This window comes from Massilia putida (genome assembly GCF_001941825.1).
Taxonomy (GTDB): domain Bacteria; phylum Pseudomonadota; class Gammaproteobacteria; order Burkholderiales; family Burkholderiaceae_D; genus Telluria; species Telluria putida.
Map to the genome: position 1 here is coordinate 6,295,895 of NZ_CP019038.1, position 17,143 is coordinate 6,313,037.

The 17,143-nt window shown below is 64.3% G+C and carries 17 protein-coding genes and 1 tRNA gene; 10 read left to right on the top strand and 8 right to left on the bottom strand.

Translation table 11 applies throughout. The features are described 5' to 3' along the window. Positions 1–316 precede the first annotated feature (316 nt). The 4 genes from rnr to BVG12_RS30315 all read left to right on the top strand — a co-directional run bounded on the left by rnr (position 317) and on the right by BVG12_RS30315 (position 5,330). Positions 317–2,884, top strand: coding sequence for a ribonuclease R (gene rnr / locus BVG12_RS30300; protein ID WP_075795644.1), 2,568 nt, complete (start codon positions 317–319; stop codon positions 2,882–2,884). 3 nt (positions 2,885–2,887) lie between these two features. Beyond that, positions 2,888–3,634, top strand: a complete 747-nt coding sequence (gene rlmB / locus BVG12_RS30305) for a 23S rRNA (guanosine(2251)-2'-O)-methyltransferase RlmB (RefSeq protein ID WP_075795645.1) — start codon at positions 2,888–2,890, stop codon at positions 3,632–3,634. Between the two features lie 258 nt (positions 3,635–3,892). Beyond that, complete coding sequence (gene cysE, locus BVG12_RS30310; protein ID WP_075795646.1) at positions 3,893–4,630, top strand: serine O-acetyltransferase; 738 nt, start codon at positions 3,893–3,895, stop codon at positions 4,628–4,630. 10 nt (positions 4,631–4,640) lie between these two features. Next, positions 4,641–5,330: a YceH family protein gene (locus BVG12_RS30315; RefSeq protein WP_075795647.1), complete on the top strand. Its 690-nt coding sequence runs from the start codon at positions 4,641–4,643 to the stop codon at positions 5,328–5,330. On the opposite strand, the gene BVG12_RS30320 is transcribed toward BVG12_RS30315, so the two are convergent. The 8 genes from BVG12_RS30320 to BVG12_RS30355 all read right to left on the bottom strand — a co-directional run bounded on the left by BVG12_RS30320 (position 5,290) and on the right by BVG12_RS30355 (position 10,761). Continuing rightward, entirely contained in the window at positions 5,290–6,063 is a 774-nt protein-coding gene (locus BVG12_RS30320) for a hypothetical protein (RefSeq protein ID WP_075795648.1), read from the bottom strand. The two genes, BVG12_RS30315 and BVG12_RS30320, sit on opposite strands and share 41 nt — an antisense overlap. Next, the gene (locus BVG12_RS30325) at positions 6,060–6,380 is read right to left on the bottom strand and encodes a hypothetical protein (RefSeq protein WP_156895774.1); all 321 of its coding nucleotides are present in this window, start codon (positions 6,378–6,380) and stop codon (positions 6,060–6,062) included. Before BVG12_RS30325 ends, BVG12_RS30320 begins: the two co-directional genes overlap by 4 nt. Positions 6,381–6,383: 3 nt before the next feature. Beyond that, complete coding sequence (locus tag BVG12_RS30330) at positions 6,384–7,400, bottom strand: hypothetical protein (RefSeq protein WP_075795650.1); 1,017 nt, start codon at positions 7,398–7,400, stop codon at positions 6,384–6,386. Then, positions 7,397–8,266 carry an ABC transporter ATP-binding protein gene (locus tag BVG12_RS30335; protein WP_075795651.1) on the bottom strand — a complete coding sequence of 290 codons (870 nt, stop codon included), beginning with the start codon at positions 8,264–8,266 and terminating at the stop codon, positions 7,397–7,399. Before BVG12_RS30335 ends, BVG12_RS30330 begins: the two co-directional genes overlap by 4 nt. Further along, entirely contained in the window at positions 8,263–8,628 is a 366-nt protein-coding gene (locus BVG12_RS30340; protein ID WP_075795652.1) for a GntR family transcriptional regulator, read from the bottom strand. The genes BVG12_RS30335 and BVG12_RS30340 overlap by 4 nt, the downstream gene beginning before the upstream one ends. Positions 8,629–8,784: 156 nt before the next feature. Next, entirely contained in the window at positions 8,785–9,555 is a 771-nt protein-coding gene (locus tag BVG12_RS30345; protein ID WP_075795653.1) for a UDP-2,3-diacylglucosamine diphosphatase, read from the bottom strand. A 59-nt stretch (positions 9,556–9,614) separates the two neighbouring features. Next, positions 9,615–10,109 carry a peptidylprolyl isomerase gene (locus BVG12_RS30350; RefSeq protein WP_075795654.1) on the bottom strand — a complete coding sequence of 165 codons (495 nt, stop codon included), beginning with the start codon at positions 10,107–10,109 and terminating at the stop codon, positions 9,615–9,617. A gap of 34 nt (positions 10,110–10,143) precedes the next feature. After that, positions 10,144–10,761 (bottom strand): peptidylprolyl isomerase, encoded by a 618-nt coding sequence (locus BVG12_RS30355; RefSeq protein ID WP_075795655.1) that lies wholly within the window; start codon positions 10,759–10,761, stop codon positions 10,144–10,146. Positions 10,762–11,007: 246 nt separating this feature from the next. On the opposite strand from BVG12_RS30355, the gene cysS reads away from it, so the two are divergent. From cysS to BVG12_RS30385, 6 genes are all read left to right on the top strand, one after another. Then, the gene (gene cysS / locus BVG12_RS30360; RefSeq protein ID WP_075795656.1) at positions 11,008–12,405 is read left to right on the top strand and encodes a cysteine--tRNA ligase; all 1,398 of its coding nucleotides are present in this window, start codon (positions 11,008–11,010) and stop codon (positions 12,403–12,405) included. 28 nt (positions 12,406–12,433) lie between these two features. Continuing rightward, positions 12,434–13,102: a DNA-3-methyladenine glycosylase family protein gene (locus tag BVG12_RS30365; protein WP_075795657.1), complete on the top strand. Its 669-nt coding sequence runs from the start codon at positions 12,434–12,436 to the stop codon at positions 13,100–13,102. 61 nt (positions 13,103–13,163) lie between these two features. Next, positions 13,164–14,141: an acetyl-CoA carboxylase carboxyltransferase subunit alpha gene (locus tag BVG12_RS30370; protein ID WP_075795658.1), complete on the top strand. Its 978-nt coding sequence runs from the start codon at positions 13,164–13,166 to the stop codon at positions 14,139–14,141. Next, positions 14,138–15,568: a tRNA lysidine(34) synthetase TilS gene (tilS, locus tag BVG12_RS30375; protein ID WP_075795659.1), complete on the top strand. Its 1,431-nt coding sequence runs from the start codon at positions 14,138–14,140 to the stop codon at positions 15,566–15,568. Before BVG12_RS30370 ends, tilS begins: the two co-directional genes overlap by 4 nt. A 127-nt stretch (positions 15,569–15,695) precedes the next feature. After that, positions 15,696–16,943: an aspartate kinase gene (locus BVG12_RS30380; protein ID WP_075795660.1), complete on the top strand. Its 1,248-nt coding sequence runs from the start codon at positions 15,696–15,698 to the stop codon at positions 16,941–16,943. A gap of 97 nt (positions 16,944–17,040) precedes the next feature. After that, positions 17,041–17,134 (top strand) — tRNA-Ser (locus BVG12_RS30385). Positions 17,135–17,143: the final 9 nt, after the last annotated feature.

Genomic DNA, 17,143 nt, shown 5'->3' on the forward strand with positions numbered 1-17,143 from the left:
TCGCCGTCGAATTCCGCTACGATATCAGGCTTTGCCATTTTGCGCTAGACCAACTTTCGTTCGTTCTGAGCGCGCATCGCCTGTGCAGCGTCTTCGTTTTCCGGCTGGGCCGTTTCCGAAGAGACCGAAAGTATAGCGGATGGATGGCAAATGTCAAAGGCCCTCCGAGCAGGACATTGCCTGCACGGTTCGCGGGCGACGTTAGGCGAATCCGCCGGTCCTCCGTTACACTACGCGTGCCCACGTGTCAATGTAACGATATCCGCGCCGTCAGACAGATGGACGGCGCCACTACTGAAAAGATAAGAATACCAATTTGAAGCACCCAACTCATACCATTCCAAGCCGCGAGGAAATCCTCGGCGTGTTCCGTCAGGCCCGGGGGCCGCTCGACAGCGGCGCCCTGGCCCGAGCCCTGCAAGTCAACCCGGAAGCGGAAGGCGTGCTGGCGCGCCGCTTGAATGCGATGGAGCGCGACGGCCAGTTGCGCGCCAATCCGGCCGGCGAATATGCGCTGACGGACCACTCCAGTTTCATTTCCGGCCGCATCAGCGCGCACCGCGACGGTTTCGGTTTCGTGATCCCGGACGAGGGCGGCGAAGACCTGTTCCTGCCCGATAAGGAAATGCAAAAAGTCCTGCACGGCGACCGCGTGCTGGCCCGCGTCGTCGGCACCGACCGCCGCGGCCGCGCCGAAGGCACGATCGTCGAAGTCCGTGAGCGCGCCAATACCCACGTCATCGGCCGTCTCTTGAACGAGAACGGTGTCTGGGTCGTCGCGCCGGAAGACAAGCGCATCGGCCAGGACATCCTCGTGTCCGGCTCGCCCGGCAAGGCCAAGGCCGGCCAGATCGTCAGCGTCGAGCTCATCGAGCAGCCGTCGCGCTTCCGCCAGCCCACCGGTAAGATCGTCGAAGTGCTCGGCGAACTGGACGACCCGGGCATGGAGATCGAGATCGCCGTGCGCAAGTTCGGCGTGCCGCACATCTTTTCGCCGGCCGCCATCAAGCAGGCGAACAAGTTGCCGAACGAGGTGCGCGATGCCGACCTCGCGGACCGCGTCGACCTGCGCGACGTGCCGCTCGTCACGATCGACGGCGAGGATGCGCGCGACTTCGACGACGCCGTCTACTGCGAACCCGTCAAGATCGGCCGCACGAAGGGCTACCGCCTGCTCGTGGCGATCGCCGACGTCAGCCACTACGTCAAGCCGAACGACGCGCTGGACAGCGATGCGCTGGAGCGCTCCACGTCCGTGTATTTCCCGCGCCGCGTGATCCCGATGCTGCCGGAAAAGCTGTCGAACGGATTGTGCTCGCTGAACCCGGCCGTCGACCGCCTCACGCTCGTGTGCGACATGGTCGTGACGACCGACGGCGAGGTGAAGGCTTACCAGTTCTACCCGGCCGTGATGCACTCGGCGGCGCGCCTGACCTATAACGAGGTCGCGGCCATCCTGGGCAACACGAATGGTCCGGAAGCGGGCCGCCGCCCGGGCATCGTGCCGCATCTGCTGCACCTGAACGAGGTGTTCCGCGCGCTGCTGAAGGCACGCCAGGAGCGGGGCGCGATCGATTTCGAGACGACGGAAACGTATATCGTCTGCAACGCGATGGGCAAGATCGAGAAGATCCTGCCGCGCACCCGCAACGACGCGCACCGCCTGATCGAGGAATGCATGCTGGCCGCCAACGTGTGCGCGGCCGACTTCCTCATCCGCCACGACCAGCCGAGCACGTTCCGCATCCACGCCGTGCCGACCGAGGAAAAGCTGAACCAGCTGCGGACCTTCCTGAAGCAGGTGGGCCTGAACCTGGGTGGCGGCACGACGCCGCAGGCGCGCGACTATGCCGAGCTGATGACGCGCATCAAGGAGCGTCCGGACGCGACCCTGCTGCAGACGATGCTGCTGCGCTCGATGCAGCAGGCCGTCTACAGCCCGGACAACGTCGGCCACTTCGGTCTCGCGTACGAAGCCTACGCCCACTTCACGAGCCCGATCCGCCGCTATCCCGACCTGCTGACGCACCGCGCCATCAAGGCCGTGTTGAAAGGCAAGAAGTACGAGCCGACCGGCATCGATCTGTCGAAGCTGAACACGACCGTGTCGAAAACGGTGCGCAAGCAGGCCGCCAAGGACAAGCTTGAGGGCAAGCAGAAGAATCCGAAGGACCTGACGATCTGGGACGCGCTGGGCGTGCACTGCTCGGCCAACGAGCGCCGTGCCGACGAAGCGTCGCGCGACGTCGAGAACTGGCTCAAGTGCTACTACATGAAGGACCGTCTCGGCGAGGAATTTACGGGCGTGATGTCGGGCGTGACACCGTTCGGCATCTTCGTCCAGCTCGACCAGCTGTTCGTCGAAGGCCTCGTGCACGTCACGGGCCTCGGCACCGATTACTTCCAGTACGACGAGACGCGCCACGAACTGCGCGGCGAGCGCACGGGCCAGGTGTACCAGCTGACGGGCCGCGTGACGGTGCAGGTGGCGCGCGTCGACCTGGAGTCGCGCAAGATCGACCTCGTGCTGGCGCAGCCCAAGCAAGAGGAAACCGTGCCGGCGCCGCTGGAGCGGGCCCGCGCCGCGGCATTGGACGCGCTGGAACCGAAGCCGCCGCGTCGCAGGAAAGCAAAAGGCGGCGCCAACGGCGGCGCCGTGCCGGTGTCGCAGCAGGAAGCGCGCGTGACCCCGGCCGAGCCGGCCGCGTCCACGTTCGGCGCGACCGACGAGAGCGAAGAAGATGTCGTGTTCGTGCCGCCCACGCGCAGCCGTCGCGGCAACCGGAATGCCGCACCCGCAGCCAACGAGACCGCGGCCAAGAAGCCCGCGGCGAAAAAAAGCGCTCCCACCAGGAGCGCGTCCAAAACCAGGAAGAAGAAGTAACGCATGAAAAATAAAATGATTTTTGGCTTCCACGCCGTGACCTCGCGCCTTCGCCACGAGGCCGCCAGTGTGGAAGAGATCTTCGTCGACGCCGGCCGCCAGGATCGCCGCATGCAGGACCTGATCGCCAACGCGAAGTCGGCCGGTGTGCGCGTGATGCCGGTCGAGGCCGAGCGCCTCGACAAGATCGTCGGCACCCGCCGCCACCAGGGCGTGATCGCGTTCGCCAGCCAGCTGTCGCTGGCGCGCAACCTGGACGAGTTGCTGGACGCAGTCGAAGGGCCGCCGCTGCTGCTGATCCTGGACGGCATCACCGACCCGCACAATCTGGGTGCCTGCCTGCGCGTGGCGGACGGCGTCGGTGCGCATGCCGTCATCGCCCCGAAAGACCGCTCCGTCGGCCTGAACGCGACCGCGGCCAAGGTGGCCAGCGGCGCCGCCGAAACGGTGCCTTACATTACCGTGACGAACCTGGCGCGCACGATGCGCGACCTGAAGGAGCGGGGCATCTGGCTGATCGGCACGTCCGACGATGCCGACAAAGGCCTGTACGAAGGCGATTTCACGGGCCCGACGGCGCTCGTGATGGGCTCGGAAGGCGAGGGCATGCGCAGGCTCACCCGCGAAACCTGCGACATGCTGGTCAGTATCCCCATGTTCGGCTCGGTCGAGAGCCTGAACGTCTCCGTGGCTTCCGGCGTCTGCCTGTACGAGGCACGCCGCCAGCGCCTGGCGCGCGAAGCGCAGTAAGGCTGCCGTCGTCCCCGGACTGGCCGTCCGCCTTCGCGGGGACCCATACTGAGCCGCCGAAGCGCGTATTTCAAAAGCGTCGCTGCCTATCCGGCATACCGAATTCCGTTGCTCGGCATGGATTCCCGCGTTCGCGGGAAATCGTTTCCGGCAATGCCGGGAACGACGGCTCCGGGCCTCTCCCCAAAATCGATTCCCTCATAAGCAAGTACGGCGCGGATAAGCTACCATGCTGTCTCACTTGCACGAATCACGACTATGTTTTCCAATCTGCGCGAAGATATCCAGAGCATCATCGAACGCGACCCTGCGGCCCGCAACGCATGGGAAGTGCTCACCTGCTACCCGGGCCTGCATGCCGTCGTCATGCACCGCTGGGCGCATGCCTGTTGGCGTGCAGGTTTCCGGTGGCTCGGCAGGTTCATCTCCTACTTCGCGCGCGTGCTCACCGGCATCGAAATCCACCCGGGGGCGACGATCGGCCGCCGCGTGTTCATCGATCACGGCTTCGGTGTCGTGATCGGCGAGACGGCCGTCGTCGGCGACGATTGCACGATCTACCAGGGCGTCACCCTGGGCGGCACCACGTTGGTGGCTGGCACGAAGCGCCATCCGACGCTCGAGCGCGGCGTGATCGTCGGCGCCGGCGCCCAGGTGCTGGGCGCGTTCACGGTGGGCGAATATGCCAAGGTCGGCTCGAACGCCGTCGTGGTGAAACCGGTTCCCGCGGGCGCGACGGCCGTCGGCAACCCGGCCCATATCGTGCGCAAGGAAGACCAGTCGCGCAGCGCCCAGATGTTCGCCGCCTACGGCGTCACACCGAACGGCGACGATCCGCTGTCGAAGGCCCTGCGCAACCTGATCAACCACGTGGCCCAGCAGGACGAGCAGATCGAACGGATGTGCGCGACGATGAAGGCGGCCGGTATCCGCTGCCATACACCGGACGAGAGTGATAAACTCGACCAGGCACAACTGAACCGGCTCGTAGAATAAAGGACCACTGATGCAAGACGACATCCCGGGCAGCTTCGACCCGGCCTCCGACCTCGACCCCAACGAAATCCGCGTCCTGGGCGTGCTCGCCGAAAAAGAGGCGCTCACGCCCGACAATTACCCGATGTCGCTGAATGCGGTGATGAACGGCTGCAACCAGCTGTCCAGCCGCGATCCCGTGATGCAGTTGTCCGAAGACGTCGTCCACGACACCTTGCAGCGGCTCATGCAGCGCAAGCTCGTAAACGGCATCGCCCAGGCCGGCGCGCGCGTCATCAAGTACGAGCACCGCATGCGCATCAAGTGGACGCTCGAGCAGGACAAGGTCGCCGTGCTGACGGTGCTGATGCTGCGCGGCCTGCAGACGGCCGGCGAGATCCGCAGCCGCACGGGCCGCCTGCACGACTTCAAGTCGGTGGCCGAGGTGGAGAGCGCGCTGCAATTCCTGATCGACAAATATCCGCCGCTCGTCGCGCGCCTCGAGCGCGCGCCCGGCACCAAGGAATCCCGCTACGGGCATTTGCTGGGTGGTCCGATCGACGTCGCGAAAATGGACGCGGGCGGCAACGCCGCCGGCGCTTCGGGCGGCGGTTCGACCGGCGCCCGCGTGGCCCAGCTGGAGCAGGAAGTGGCCGCGCTGCGCAGCGAAGTCGACGAGCTCAAGGCGCAGTTCGCGGCGTTCCGTCAGCAGTTCGAGTAACGTTTTCGGATGTGCCGTCGTCGAACTGGACGATGGCGTCATCCGGCCACGCCGTGTCGCCGATCGGCACCATCGCATTCCACCCGTGGGTTTCCAGCGCGCGCACACGCTCGCCGTCGCGCAGCACGGCCCGCACGCCCTTGCGCAGGGCGATCGCGCCGTAGTTGAAATCCTTCTTGGCGCACCAGTCGGACGTCAGCATCAGCGTATTGAGCGTTGCTTTCGCCAGGAATGGAATCTGTTCCTTGAAGATGGCGATGGTCACCCGGCATTCCAGGCGCAGGTCGCCCAGCCGGCGCACGTTGTCCGGCAAGCCGGCCGTGCGCACCTCCGGGTGGGCCGTGTACAGCCCGTTCTTCCGGTTCAGGATGAAGGTGGCGTCCGCGTCGTAGGCGGCCTGGTTGCGTGCCACGGCGAGCAGGCCGGCGGCGTCGATCGGCACGTTTTCCTGGAAGCTGCCGTCGTCGCTCGCCAGCCGCAGCTGCAGGCCTTCGCCCGCGTCGGCCGGAGCGCCGTCGGCATGCCGCATGCGGAAGCGCAGCGTCGCGTTCGGTGCCAGCGCGCGGTTGGCGTCGAAGGCGTCGAGGCCGGCGGCGACGCTGCGGTAGGAGCGCATTTCCGGATTCGTGATGCCGGCCACGTGGACCGACGGCACGGGTTCGTCGGCGTGCGCGGCGCGAAGACAGCCGGCCAGCAGGGCGCACAGCAACAGGACGGGGCGGATGACGCTCATGGTGCGGCTCCCTGTGGGTTTGCGGATTCGTCGGCGAGATCGACGAGGGCAGGGGCGAGCGCGTGCTGCTCATCGAACGTGTCGATCCCGGCTGCGATGGCGCGGTACGAATGCAGCTCCGGATTCTTGATGGCATTCACGTGCACGACGCCTTCGCGGCTGGCGCCCGGCGCGACGTCGTCCTGGGCATGCGCGACGACGGCCGGCGCGGCTCGGAACAGCAGGGCCGCGCGCATCGTTCGGCCATCGATGCTTCCATTTTGCGCAGGCGTTTTCGCGTCCGTACAGCTGCCTGCCGGTACCAACAGATGGCGCATCGCTCAGCCCTCATCACGCCAGCGGCGCATGCGGATCGCCGCGTACAGCATCGCGACGCCCAGCGCCACGCCGATCCAGGCATCGATACCTGCCAGCGACATGTACGACTGGGGCACGAGGGCGCTCATGTCGGCGCCGTTCTCGGCCGGGCGCATGCCCGCCGGACCGTGGCCCTGGAACGCGAACCAGATGCCGGGCACGATGCCTGCGAGGATGCGGGCGACGACGTCGCTCGCGTAATGCGCCAGCAGCAGTGTCTGGCCGGAGAAATTCTCGAGCGCCGCGTTGATCCACTTGATGACGACCAGCGTGACGATCGGTGCACCCACGGCCCACAGGAAGGGCTTCGACTTCGCCCAGCTCGACACGAGCATCAGCCAGCCCACGGTCGGCAGTGCCCATACGACGTACACCGGGAGCAGGGCGGCGAGGCGCAGCGGCGACAGGTACAGATCGGGCGACGCCAATAACGCGGCGAACAGGTTCAGGCCCTGCGTGCTGAGCACCATGCAGGCGATGAACAGCAGGGTCAGTGATGCGGCCATGGCCAGCGCGAGCGTGATCACGGGTGCCACGACCAGCGCGGTGACGGCCTTGGACACCACCGTCATCGGATCGGACACGGGCAGCGATTTCCAGAACAGGATGCTGCGGTCGCGGCGCTCGTCGTACAGGGCGCCCAGGCAGTAGAAGAACACGACGCCGGTCACAATCGCGAACAGTGGCGTCGCGGCGCCCAGGTACAGGCCCCTGGCGAGCATTCCGACGAGCATTCTTGTTTCATCGGGGAGGAGCGCGTCCAGGCGGGCGTGCCGGAGCGTCTGGCCGTTGATCGTCACGTGCGCCGGCAGGCCATGCTGCAAGATGCCGTAGGTGATGGTGCAGCCCAGCAGTACGACGAGCAGCGCCCCGACGATGAGCGGTGCCCAGAACATCGAGCCCTTGTGCTCCCAGAATTCGCGCCGCAGCAGCCATTTCATGGTGTCGGCACTTTTATTGGTGCTCATTTTCGTGTTCATGCGTAGGTTCCTTTCATCGTCGCGACGAACAGATCGGCGACGCTCGGATTGCGGGTTTCGCCGAGGGCGGCCAGCTGCTGGCGCGACGCGCCGCCGGGGCCGGCATCGAACAGCAGCACGGCCTTGCCGAACACGGTGCGGCGGTCGATCGGCTGCAGCGCGTTGGCGGCGCTTAGTTTTTCTTGCGGGACCATGACTTCGATATAGCGCTCGCCGATCTCTTCCATCGACGCGGCCAGCACGATGCGGCCGTCGCGGATGAACATCAGGTCGGTCAGGATGTGTTCGACCTCTTCGACCTGATGCGTCGTGATGACGATCGTCTTGTGCTCGTCAAAATAGTCTTCCAGCAGGTTCTGGTAGAACTGCTTGCGGTAGATGATGTCCAGGCCGAGGGTCGGTTCGTCCAGCACGAGCAGCTTCGCGTCGATCGCCATCACGAGGGCCAGGTGCAGTTGCACGATCATGCCCTTGGACATTTCCTTGACCTTCATCGACGGATGCAGCTTGGTGTTGGCGATATAGCGCTCGGCCTTTTCACGGTTGAAGCGCGGGTGCACGCCGGCCACGAAGTCGATGGCGTCGCGTACGCGCAGCCAGCGCGGCAGGATCGCGACGTCGGCAATGAAGCAGACGTCCTGCATCAGTTCGTCGCGCTGGGTGCGCGGGTCGAGGCCCAGCACGGACAGCTGGCCTTCGAACGGGATCAGGCCCAGCGCGGCCTTGAGGGTGGTGGTCTTGCCCGAGCCGTTCGGGCCGATCAGGCCGACGATGCGGCCGGCGGGGATGGTGAAGTCGATGCCGTCCACGGCCGTGCGCTTGCCGTAGCGCTTCGTCAGGCTCCGGGCTTCGATCACGGCGCTCATTTCCCGCCTCCGACCGGTTCGCGCAGCAATTGCTCGATGTTGAGGCCGAGGCGGCGGATGCGCTCCAGCATCGCCGGCCATTCCTCGCGCAGGAAACGCTCCCTTTCGCTGGCGAGCAATTTCTCGCTCGCGCCTTCCATGACATACATACCGATCCCCCTTCGTTTTTCTACTAAGTTGTCGTCGACCAGTTCCTGGTAAGCCTTCGAGACCGTGATCGGATTCAGCTGGTATTCGGCTGCGATCTGGCGCACGGAGGGGAGCGGATCCCCGGCCTTCAGAGCGCCATCGAGCATCATACCGATCACCTTGTCTTTCAACTGCCGATAGATTGGCGAGTTGTCATTCCAGCCGATCGTCATAGCCGGCCTCGCGTCGTGGTTGTGCAGTCCATGTCATGCCTGCCTCCATGTTGGTGATGTACGGTTGTGGTGTTGTAGTGAAGTATAACACCAGGTCGGCGCGAGTCAATACAGGGCTGGCGTGGGACTACCTAGCAGGATTGAGAGGGGGGACGGTCAGAGTACGTGACCGTCGAGGTCATGACGCAGGATGCGTCCGTCTTCGGTGATCGCGATCCAGCCGCCGCGTACGGGCTCGGTGGCCGGATCTGTATCGAGTTCCCAGTCGGGCAGCACGTAGCGCCGCAAGCCGTCGGCCTCGTGCAGGGCGGGGCGGTGCGTGTGGCCGTGGATGATGACGTCGGTGCCGCTGTCCGCATGCAGTGCGGCGACGGCGGCCGGGGTGACGTCCATGATCTCGTACGATTTTTCGCCGTGGGCCGCGCGGCTGCCTTCGCGCAATCCGGCGATGATCGCCTTGCGCTGGGCCAGCGGCATGGCGAGGAACTGGCGCTGCCATGCCGGGTCGCGCACCTGCGCGCGGAACGCCATGTACTTGACGTCGTCCGTGCACTGGGCGTCGCCGTGCACGAGCGCGACCTTGCGTCCGGCTATCGTCGCGACGTACGGCTCGTGCAGCAAGGTGAGGCCGGCCGCTTCGGCAAAGCCGGTGCCGACGAGAAAGTCGCGGTTGCCGCCGAGCCAGTAGACGGCCGTGCCGCCGTCGCTCACCCGGCGCAGCGCCGCGGCGACGCCGGCATTGAACGGATCGGCGAGGTCGTCGTCGCCGGCCCAGTATTCGAAGATGTCGCCAAGCAGATAAAGCTGCCCGGCCTGTGCCGCGCGTTCGGCCAGGAAGCGGAAGAACGCCTCGGCCGTACGCGGGTGGGATGCCTGCAGGTGCAGGTCGGAAATGAAGAGTGCGAGCGTGCGCGCGGGTGCGGTCATGTGCTGCCAGGATCAATCGCCGGAGCAGGGCGCCCGCGCGTCATGCCTGCCGTTATAAATTATTGCAGGACTTCGACTTTTTCGATGATGACGTCTTCGCTCGGGACGTCCGAGTGCATGCCGGCACGGCTGGTCTTGACGTTGTTGATCTGGTCGACGATGTCCTGGCCCTCGACGACCTTGCCGAACACGGCGTAACCCCAGCCGTCCTGGCCCGGGTAGTTCAGGAAGTCATTGTTCTTGGTGTTGATGAAGAACTGCGCCGATGCCGAGTGCGGGGCCATCGTGCGGGCCATCGCGATCGTGTACTTGTCGTTCTTGAGACCGTTCTTCGCTTCGTTCTCGACGGTCTGCTCGGTCGGCTTTTGCTTCATGCCCGGCTCGAAACCGCCGCCCTGGATCATGAAGTCCTTGATCACGCGGTGGAAGATAGTGTTGGTGAAGTGACCCTTGTTCACGTAGTCCAGAAAGTTGGCAACGGTCTTCGGTGCCTTGTCGGCGTCCAGCTCGACCTTGATGTTGCCCTTGTTGGTGGTCATGAGTACGGTGGTCATGTTTTTATCCTGTGTGGTTGGAGTTGCGAGTTCGTTATTTTACTAGCTTATCGCCCTTGAGGAGGGGCGCGGACTGGATCGTGACGGGCGTGACGGGCACGTTCTCGAGGCCGTGGATGTCGTCGACGACGACGCTCTTGATCTTGTCGACGACGTCCTGGCCCTTCACGACCTTGCCGAACACGGTGTAGCCCGAGCCCTGCATGTTCGGATAGTCGAGCCCCGGATTGTCGACCACGTTGATGAAGAATTGCGAAGTGGCCGAGTCGGGATTCGATTCGCGCGCCATGGCGACGGAATACTTTTCGTTCGACAGGCCATTGTTCGACTCGTTTTTGATCGGTTTGTTCGTCTTGCGGCCATGGAACTGGGCGTCCATGCCGCCGCCCTGGATCATGAAGCCGTCGATCACGCGGTGGAAGATCGTGCCCTTGTAGAATCCGGACTTCACATATTTCAGAAAATTGTCCACGGTGATGGGCGCTTTTTCCTGGTTCAGCTCCAGCACGATCTCGCCCATCGACGTTTTCAGCGAGACTTGCGGGTCGGCGGCGAGCGCCGCTGTGGACAGGGTCAGTGCGGCCAGGCCGGCGGCAAAACGGGCGGCAAGGCGGGTGACCAGCGGGGCGCCGGGCGATTTCAGGACGTGCATCGTAGCTTCCTCTCGGTGGATATAGAGCAAAGTGCTGTCAAGGGTTTTGCAGAAAAATAAACCTATGGCATATGGGGCCAGTCGGGATTTTATCAATGCTATACTTTGCGACGGACTGCCGATTCTATCAAAAAGAACAAGTTTTCTCGAATCGCTGTCCTGACACTCCCGACGCGCCCGCCAGGTCCGGCATCGCCGCAAGGCTGCGTTTCGAGCGTCATGCTCCAACTCTCAAGCAAACATCCGATGAGCCAACTCAAGATTTACAACACGCTCGCGCGTGACAAGCAGGTCTTCGTCCCCCTAGAACCCGGCAAGGTCAATATGTATGTGTGCGGGATGACGGTTTACGATTACTGCCACGTCGGTCACGCCCGGATGATGATGGCGTTCGACGTCATCTACCGCTGGCTCAAGGCGTCGGGCTACGAGGTCAAATACGTCCGTAACATCACGGACATCGACGACAAGATCATCAAGCGCGCCGTCGAGAACAATGAAACCATGACGGCGCTCACGACGCGTTTCATCAGGGCGATGGACGAAGACACGTCCGCGCTGGGCATCCTCCCGCCGGATTTCGCGCCGCGCGCGACCGAATACGTGCCGCACATGCTGTCCATCATCGACAAGCTGGAAGCCAAGGAACTTGCCTACCAGGGCGAAGACGGCGACGTGAACTATGCCGTGCGTAATTTCCCGGGCTACGGCAAGCTGTCCGGCAAGTCGCTTGACGACCTGCGCGCCGGCGAGCGCGTCGACGTGAACACGGGCAAGCGCGATCCCCTCGACTTCGTGCTGTGGAAGGCCGCCAAGGAATCCGAGCCCGACGAAGCCAAATGGGATTCGAAATGGGGTAAGGGACGTCCGGGCTGGCACATCGAATGCTCGGCCATGTCGTGCGCCATGCTGGGCGAACACTTCGACATCCATGGCGGCGGCGCCGACCTGCAATTCCCGCACCACGAGAACGAGATCGCCCAGTCGGAAGGGGCGTTCGGTCCGCCGATGGCGAATTACTGGATCCATAACGGCTTCGTGCGCGTCGATAACGAGAAGATGTCCAAGTCGCTGGGCAATTTCTTCACGATCCGCGACGTCCTGAAACAATACGATCCCGAAGTCATCCGCTTCTTCATCCTGCGCGCCCACTACCGCAGCCCGCTGAATTATTCGGACGCCCACATCGACGATGCGAAAGGTGCATTGACGCGCCTGTACACGGCGCTGTCGGAAGTGGATCTCGGCAGCGAGCCGGTCAGCGTCGACTGGATTGAAGCGCACGCGCAGCGCTTCCGCGACGCGATGGACGACGATTTCAACACGCCGTTGGCGGTGGCCGAACTGTTCGACCTGGCGTCGGAAGTCAACCGCAGCAAGTCGGTGGCGGTGGCCCGCCAGCTGAAAGCGCTGGCCGCCGTGCTGGGCCTGCTCGAGCGCAGCCCGCAAGCCTTCCTGCAAGCCGGCAGCCCGCGCGTGGGCGGCCTGGACGAAGCGGCGATCGTCGATGCCATCGCACGCCGCGCCGCCGCCAAGAAGGCGCGCAACTTCGCCGAGGCCGACGCGATCCGCGCCGAGCTGACTGCGGCCGGGGTCGTGCTCGAAGACAAGCCGGACGGCAGCACCAACTGGCGTCGCGCCTGACGCCAGCGCGCCCGGACCGATCACGAGCATGGCACTTTCCAAGGACCTCACGGAAGCCGTTCCGGCGCCGCCGGACGTGCAGCCTTCCGTCCCACCCTATTGGGCGGAGGCGAAGGCCGAGCTCATGCGTCGGGATCGCATCATGAACAAGTTGATCCCGCAATTCGGCGACATGCATCTGCGCGGTCACCCCGATCCGTTCACGACACTGGCCCGTTCCATCGTCGGCCAGCAAGTGACGGTCAAGGCCGCCGAGGTCGCCTGGACGAAGCTGCGCACGCTGTGCCCGAAGATGACGCCGTCCCAGGTCATCAAGGCCGGAGCCGAAGAGCTGGCCGGTTGCGGCCTGTCGAAGCGCAAGACGGAATACATACTCGACCTCGCCGATCACTTCAAGGCGAAGCGCGTCCATGCGGACCAGTGGTCGCAGATGGATGACGAGGCCGTGATCGCGGAACTCGTCCGCATCCGCGGTATCACGCGCTGGACAGCCGAGATGTTTTTGATATTTAATCTGCTCAGACCGAACGTCCTGCCCCTGGACGATCCCGGCCTGATCCAAGGCATTAGCCAGAATTATTTTTCCGGTGAGCCAGTCTCGCGCAGCGATGCGCGCGAGGTGGCGGCCAACTGGGAACCCTGGCGAACAGTTGCCACATGGTATTTATGGCGCAGCCTGGACCCGGTTCCGGTATAGAATAACGCCCTTGCCGCCGCGCGGATGATCTTCCGCGGCCACGAACACACCCGGAGGTACAATGAGTAAAACAACTTTCCTCAGTTTCGAGCAACCGATTGCCGAGCTCGATTCCAAGATCGAAGAGCTGCGCTTCGTGCAGGATGATTCCGCCGTCGACATCTCGGAAGAAATCGATCGCTTGGCCAAGAAGAGCCAGCAACTGACGAAAGACATCTATGCCAAGCTGACCCCTTGGCAGGTTTCCCAGATCGCCCGTCATCCGCAGCGTCCCTACACGATGGACTATGTGAATGCGATCTTCACCGATTTCCATGAACTGCACGGCGACCGTACCTTCGCCGACGACCAGTCGATCATCGGCGGTCTAGCCCGTTTCAACGGCCAGTCGTGCATGGTGATCGGCCACCAGAAAGGCCGCGACACGAAGGAGCGCGCCATGCGCAACTTCGGCATGCCGAAGCCGGAAGGCTATCGCAAGGCCATGCGTCTGATGAAGCTGGCCGAGAAGTTCAATCTGCCCATCTTCACCTTCGTCGATACGCCCGGCGCATTCCCCGGCATCGACGCGGAAGAGCGCGGCCAGTCGGAAGCCATCGGTCACAACCTGTACGTGATGGCCGAGTTGAAAGTGCCGCTGATCGCCACGATCATCGGTGAAGGCGGCTCGGGCGGCGCACTCGCGATCGCCGTCGGCGACGCCGTGCTGATGCTGCAGTACGCGACGTATTCCGTGATCTCGCCGGAAGGCTGCGCGTCGATCCTGTGGAAGACGTCGGAGCGCGCGGCGGAAGCGGCCGACGCCCTCGGCCTGACGGCGCACCGCCTGAAGGCGATCGGCCTGATCGACAAGATCGTCAACGAACCGCTGGGCGGCGCCCACCGCGATCCGGCGCAGATGGCCCAGATGCTGAAGCGCGCGCTGGCCGACACGCTGCGCCAGTTCCAGGGCATGAAGACGAAGGACCTGCTCGACGCGCGTCACGCCAAACTGATGGCCTACGGCAAGTTCAAGGAAACGACGCCGCGCGAAGAGTGAGCCGTCGTACCCAGGGGCCGGACGTCGCGGCCGCGATTGCCGCCCAATTCGCGCAGTTCATCGCGGCCCTGCGCGCAGATTTCCTTCCCGAAGCCATGCCTCCCGTCGCGGTCGCCCTCAGCGGCGGCCTCGATTCGATGGTGCTGCTGCGCCTCGCGCATGCGCACGGACTGGAGGTGTGCGCCTTGCACGTCCACCATGGCCTGAGTCCGAACGCCGACGCGTGGCGCGACCATTGCGCGGCCGTCGCGGCTGAGCTCGGCATCCCGTTCGACTGGCGCGCCGTCGTCGTCGCGAAAGGGAAGAGCGGCATCGAGGCCGCCGCGCGCAAGCAGCGCTACGCGGCGCTGGGCGAGATGTGCCGGGCCCGCGGCGCCGGCGTGCTGCTGACGGCCCATCACCTCGACGACCAGGTCGAGACGGTGCTGCTGCAATTGCTGCGCGGATCCGGTCCGGCCGGCCTGTCCGGCATGGACTCCGCCAACCGCGCCCCCGGTCTGCTGGGCGACGAGCGCCTGGCGGTGGCGCGCCCGCTGCTGAGTGTGGCGCGCGCCGACCTCGAACATTTTGCGCGCGAACAGGGCATCGCCTGGGTCGAGGACGAGTCCAACGCCGACCCGCGCTATGCCCGCAATGCACTGCGCCATCAGGTGATGCCGGCGCTGGCCGCCGCGTTTCCCGGCTATCAGCAGCGCATCGCGCGGAGCAGCGCCCACACGCGCTCGGCCCAGCGCCTGCTGGACGAGCTGGGCGAGCAGGACCTGCACGCCTGCCTGGCCGGCGACGGGCTCGACCTTGTCCGCGTCCGGGTCTTGAGCCGCGACCGCATCGACAACATGCTGCGCCACTGGTTTGCCGTCCGCCGCCTGGCGATGCCGTCGACGGCGTGGCTGGCGCAGATGGTCGCGCAGATCCTGTCCGCGCGCGACGATGCGCAGGTGCTCGTCGAACACCCCGACGTGGACGTGCGCCGGCACCGCGACCATTTGTTTCTCGTGCCGCGCCGGCCGGACCTCCCCGGCATGCGCGACCCGGAGGACGCCGGCATCATCGACAAGCACGCCCATGCGTTCCACTGGAACGGCGAGACATCGATCGCCTTCCCGGACTATGGCGGCGTGCTGCATTTCGATCCGGCCGAACACGGCTTCGACGCGGCCTGGCTGCGGGGGCAAGGTCTCGAGATCGATTTCCGCAAGGGCGGCGAACGGCTCCGGCTGGCGCACAACCGCCCGTCGCGCCCCCTCAAGATGCATTACCAGGCCAGCGGCATCCCGGCCTGGGAGCGGGGCCGCCTGCCCATCGTGAACGCCGGCTTCGACCTGCTGTTCGCTGCCGGGCTCGGCATGGATTGCCGACACGTGACGGACGGGCCGGGCCGGATCGCACTGCGTTGGGAAAGCGCCACGCCAGCCATCCCAGGCTAATGCTCTTTCCGCATTACCATATTCCTATTTGGTATAGATTTCGCCCCCTGACGGCTTGTGATTCCGCGCCGCAGCATGTAGAGTAAAAGGCTCATTTGATTTTTTACAAGCGGAAATCCCCTCAGTCATGGCCTTAATAGTCCACAAATACGGCGGTACGTCGATGGGTTCGACGGAACGCATTAAAAACGTCGCGGCACGCGTCGCCAAATGGCACGACGCCGGTCATAGAGTCGTTGTCGTCCCCTCGGCAATGTCCGGTGAAACCAACCGTCTGATCGGCCTGGCGAAAGAGATTATGTCGCAGCCGGACCCGCGCGAACTGGACATGATTGCATCGACCGGCGAACAGGTGTCCGTCGGCCTGCTGGCCATGGCGCTGCTGGCGCGCGGCAAGGATGCCGTCTCGTACACGGGCTGGCAGGTGGGCATCAAGACCGACTCGGCCTTCACGAAGGCCCGCATCCAGTCGATCGACGACAGCCGCGTGCGCGCCGATCTGGACGCCGGCAAGATCGTCATCATCACCGGTTTCCAGGGCGTGGATGAGGAAGGCAATATCTCCACGCTGGGCCGTGGCGGTTCGGACACCTCCGCCGTCGCGATCGCCGCCGCGCTGAAGGCCGACGAATGCCTGATCTACACGGACGTCGACGGCGTCTACACGACCGACCCGCGCGTCGTGAGCGAAGCGCGCCGCCTCTCCAAGATCACGTTCGAGGAAATGCTGGAACTGGCGTCGCTGGGCTCGAAAGTCCTGCAGACCCGCTCCGTGGAATTTGCCGGCAACTACCGCGTGCCGACGCGCGTACTGTCGTCGCTGACCGACCCCCTGATGCCGCTCGAAGAAGAAGCCAACTCGGGTACCCTGATTTCGTTTGAGGAAGAAAGCAACATGGAACAAGCCGTCATCTCGGGCATCGCCTTCCACCGCGATGAAGCCAAAATCACCGTTCTGGGCGTGCCCGACAAGCCGGGCGTCGCCTTCCACATCCTCGGGCCGATCTCGGAGGCCAATATCGAGGTCGACATGATCATACAGAACCAGTCGGTCGACGGTAAGACCGACTTCACGTTCACCGTGTCGCGCAACGATTACCAGCGCGCCATGGGCGTTCTGGAAGGCGTGAAGGCCGAGATCGGCGCTGCGCGGATCCTGGGCGACGCCAAGGTCTCGAAGGTGTCGGCCGTGGGCGTGGGCATGCGCAGCCACGTGGGCGTGGCCTCGCAGATGTTCCGCACGCTGTCGGAAGAGGGCATCAACATCATGATGATCTCGACGTCCGAGATCAAGATTTCCGTCCTGATCGACGAGAAATACATGGAGCTGGCCGTGCGCGCGCTGCACAAGGCGTTTAACCTCGAGCAAGCTTAACTTTTTTCAAAAATTTGGCCGTGCTTCCTTGACCAAACGAGGTGCGGCTATTAATATGCGTGCACTCAGCGCTGACGCATAAACGTTGAAGCTGACTGGAGGCGTGGCCGAGTGGCCGAAGGCACTTCCCTGCTAAGGAAGCATACGGGCTTAAACCTGTATCGTGGGTTCGAATCCCACCGCCTCCGCCAGGAATACCG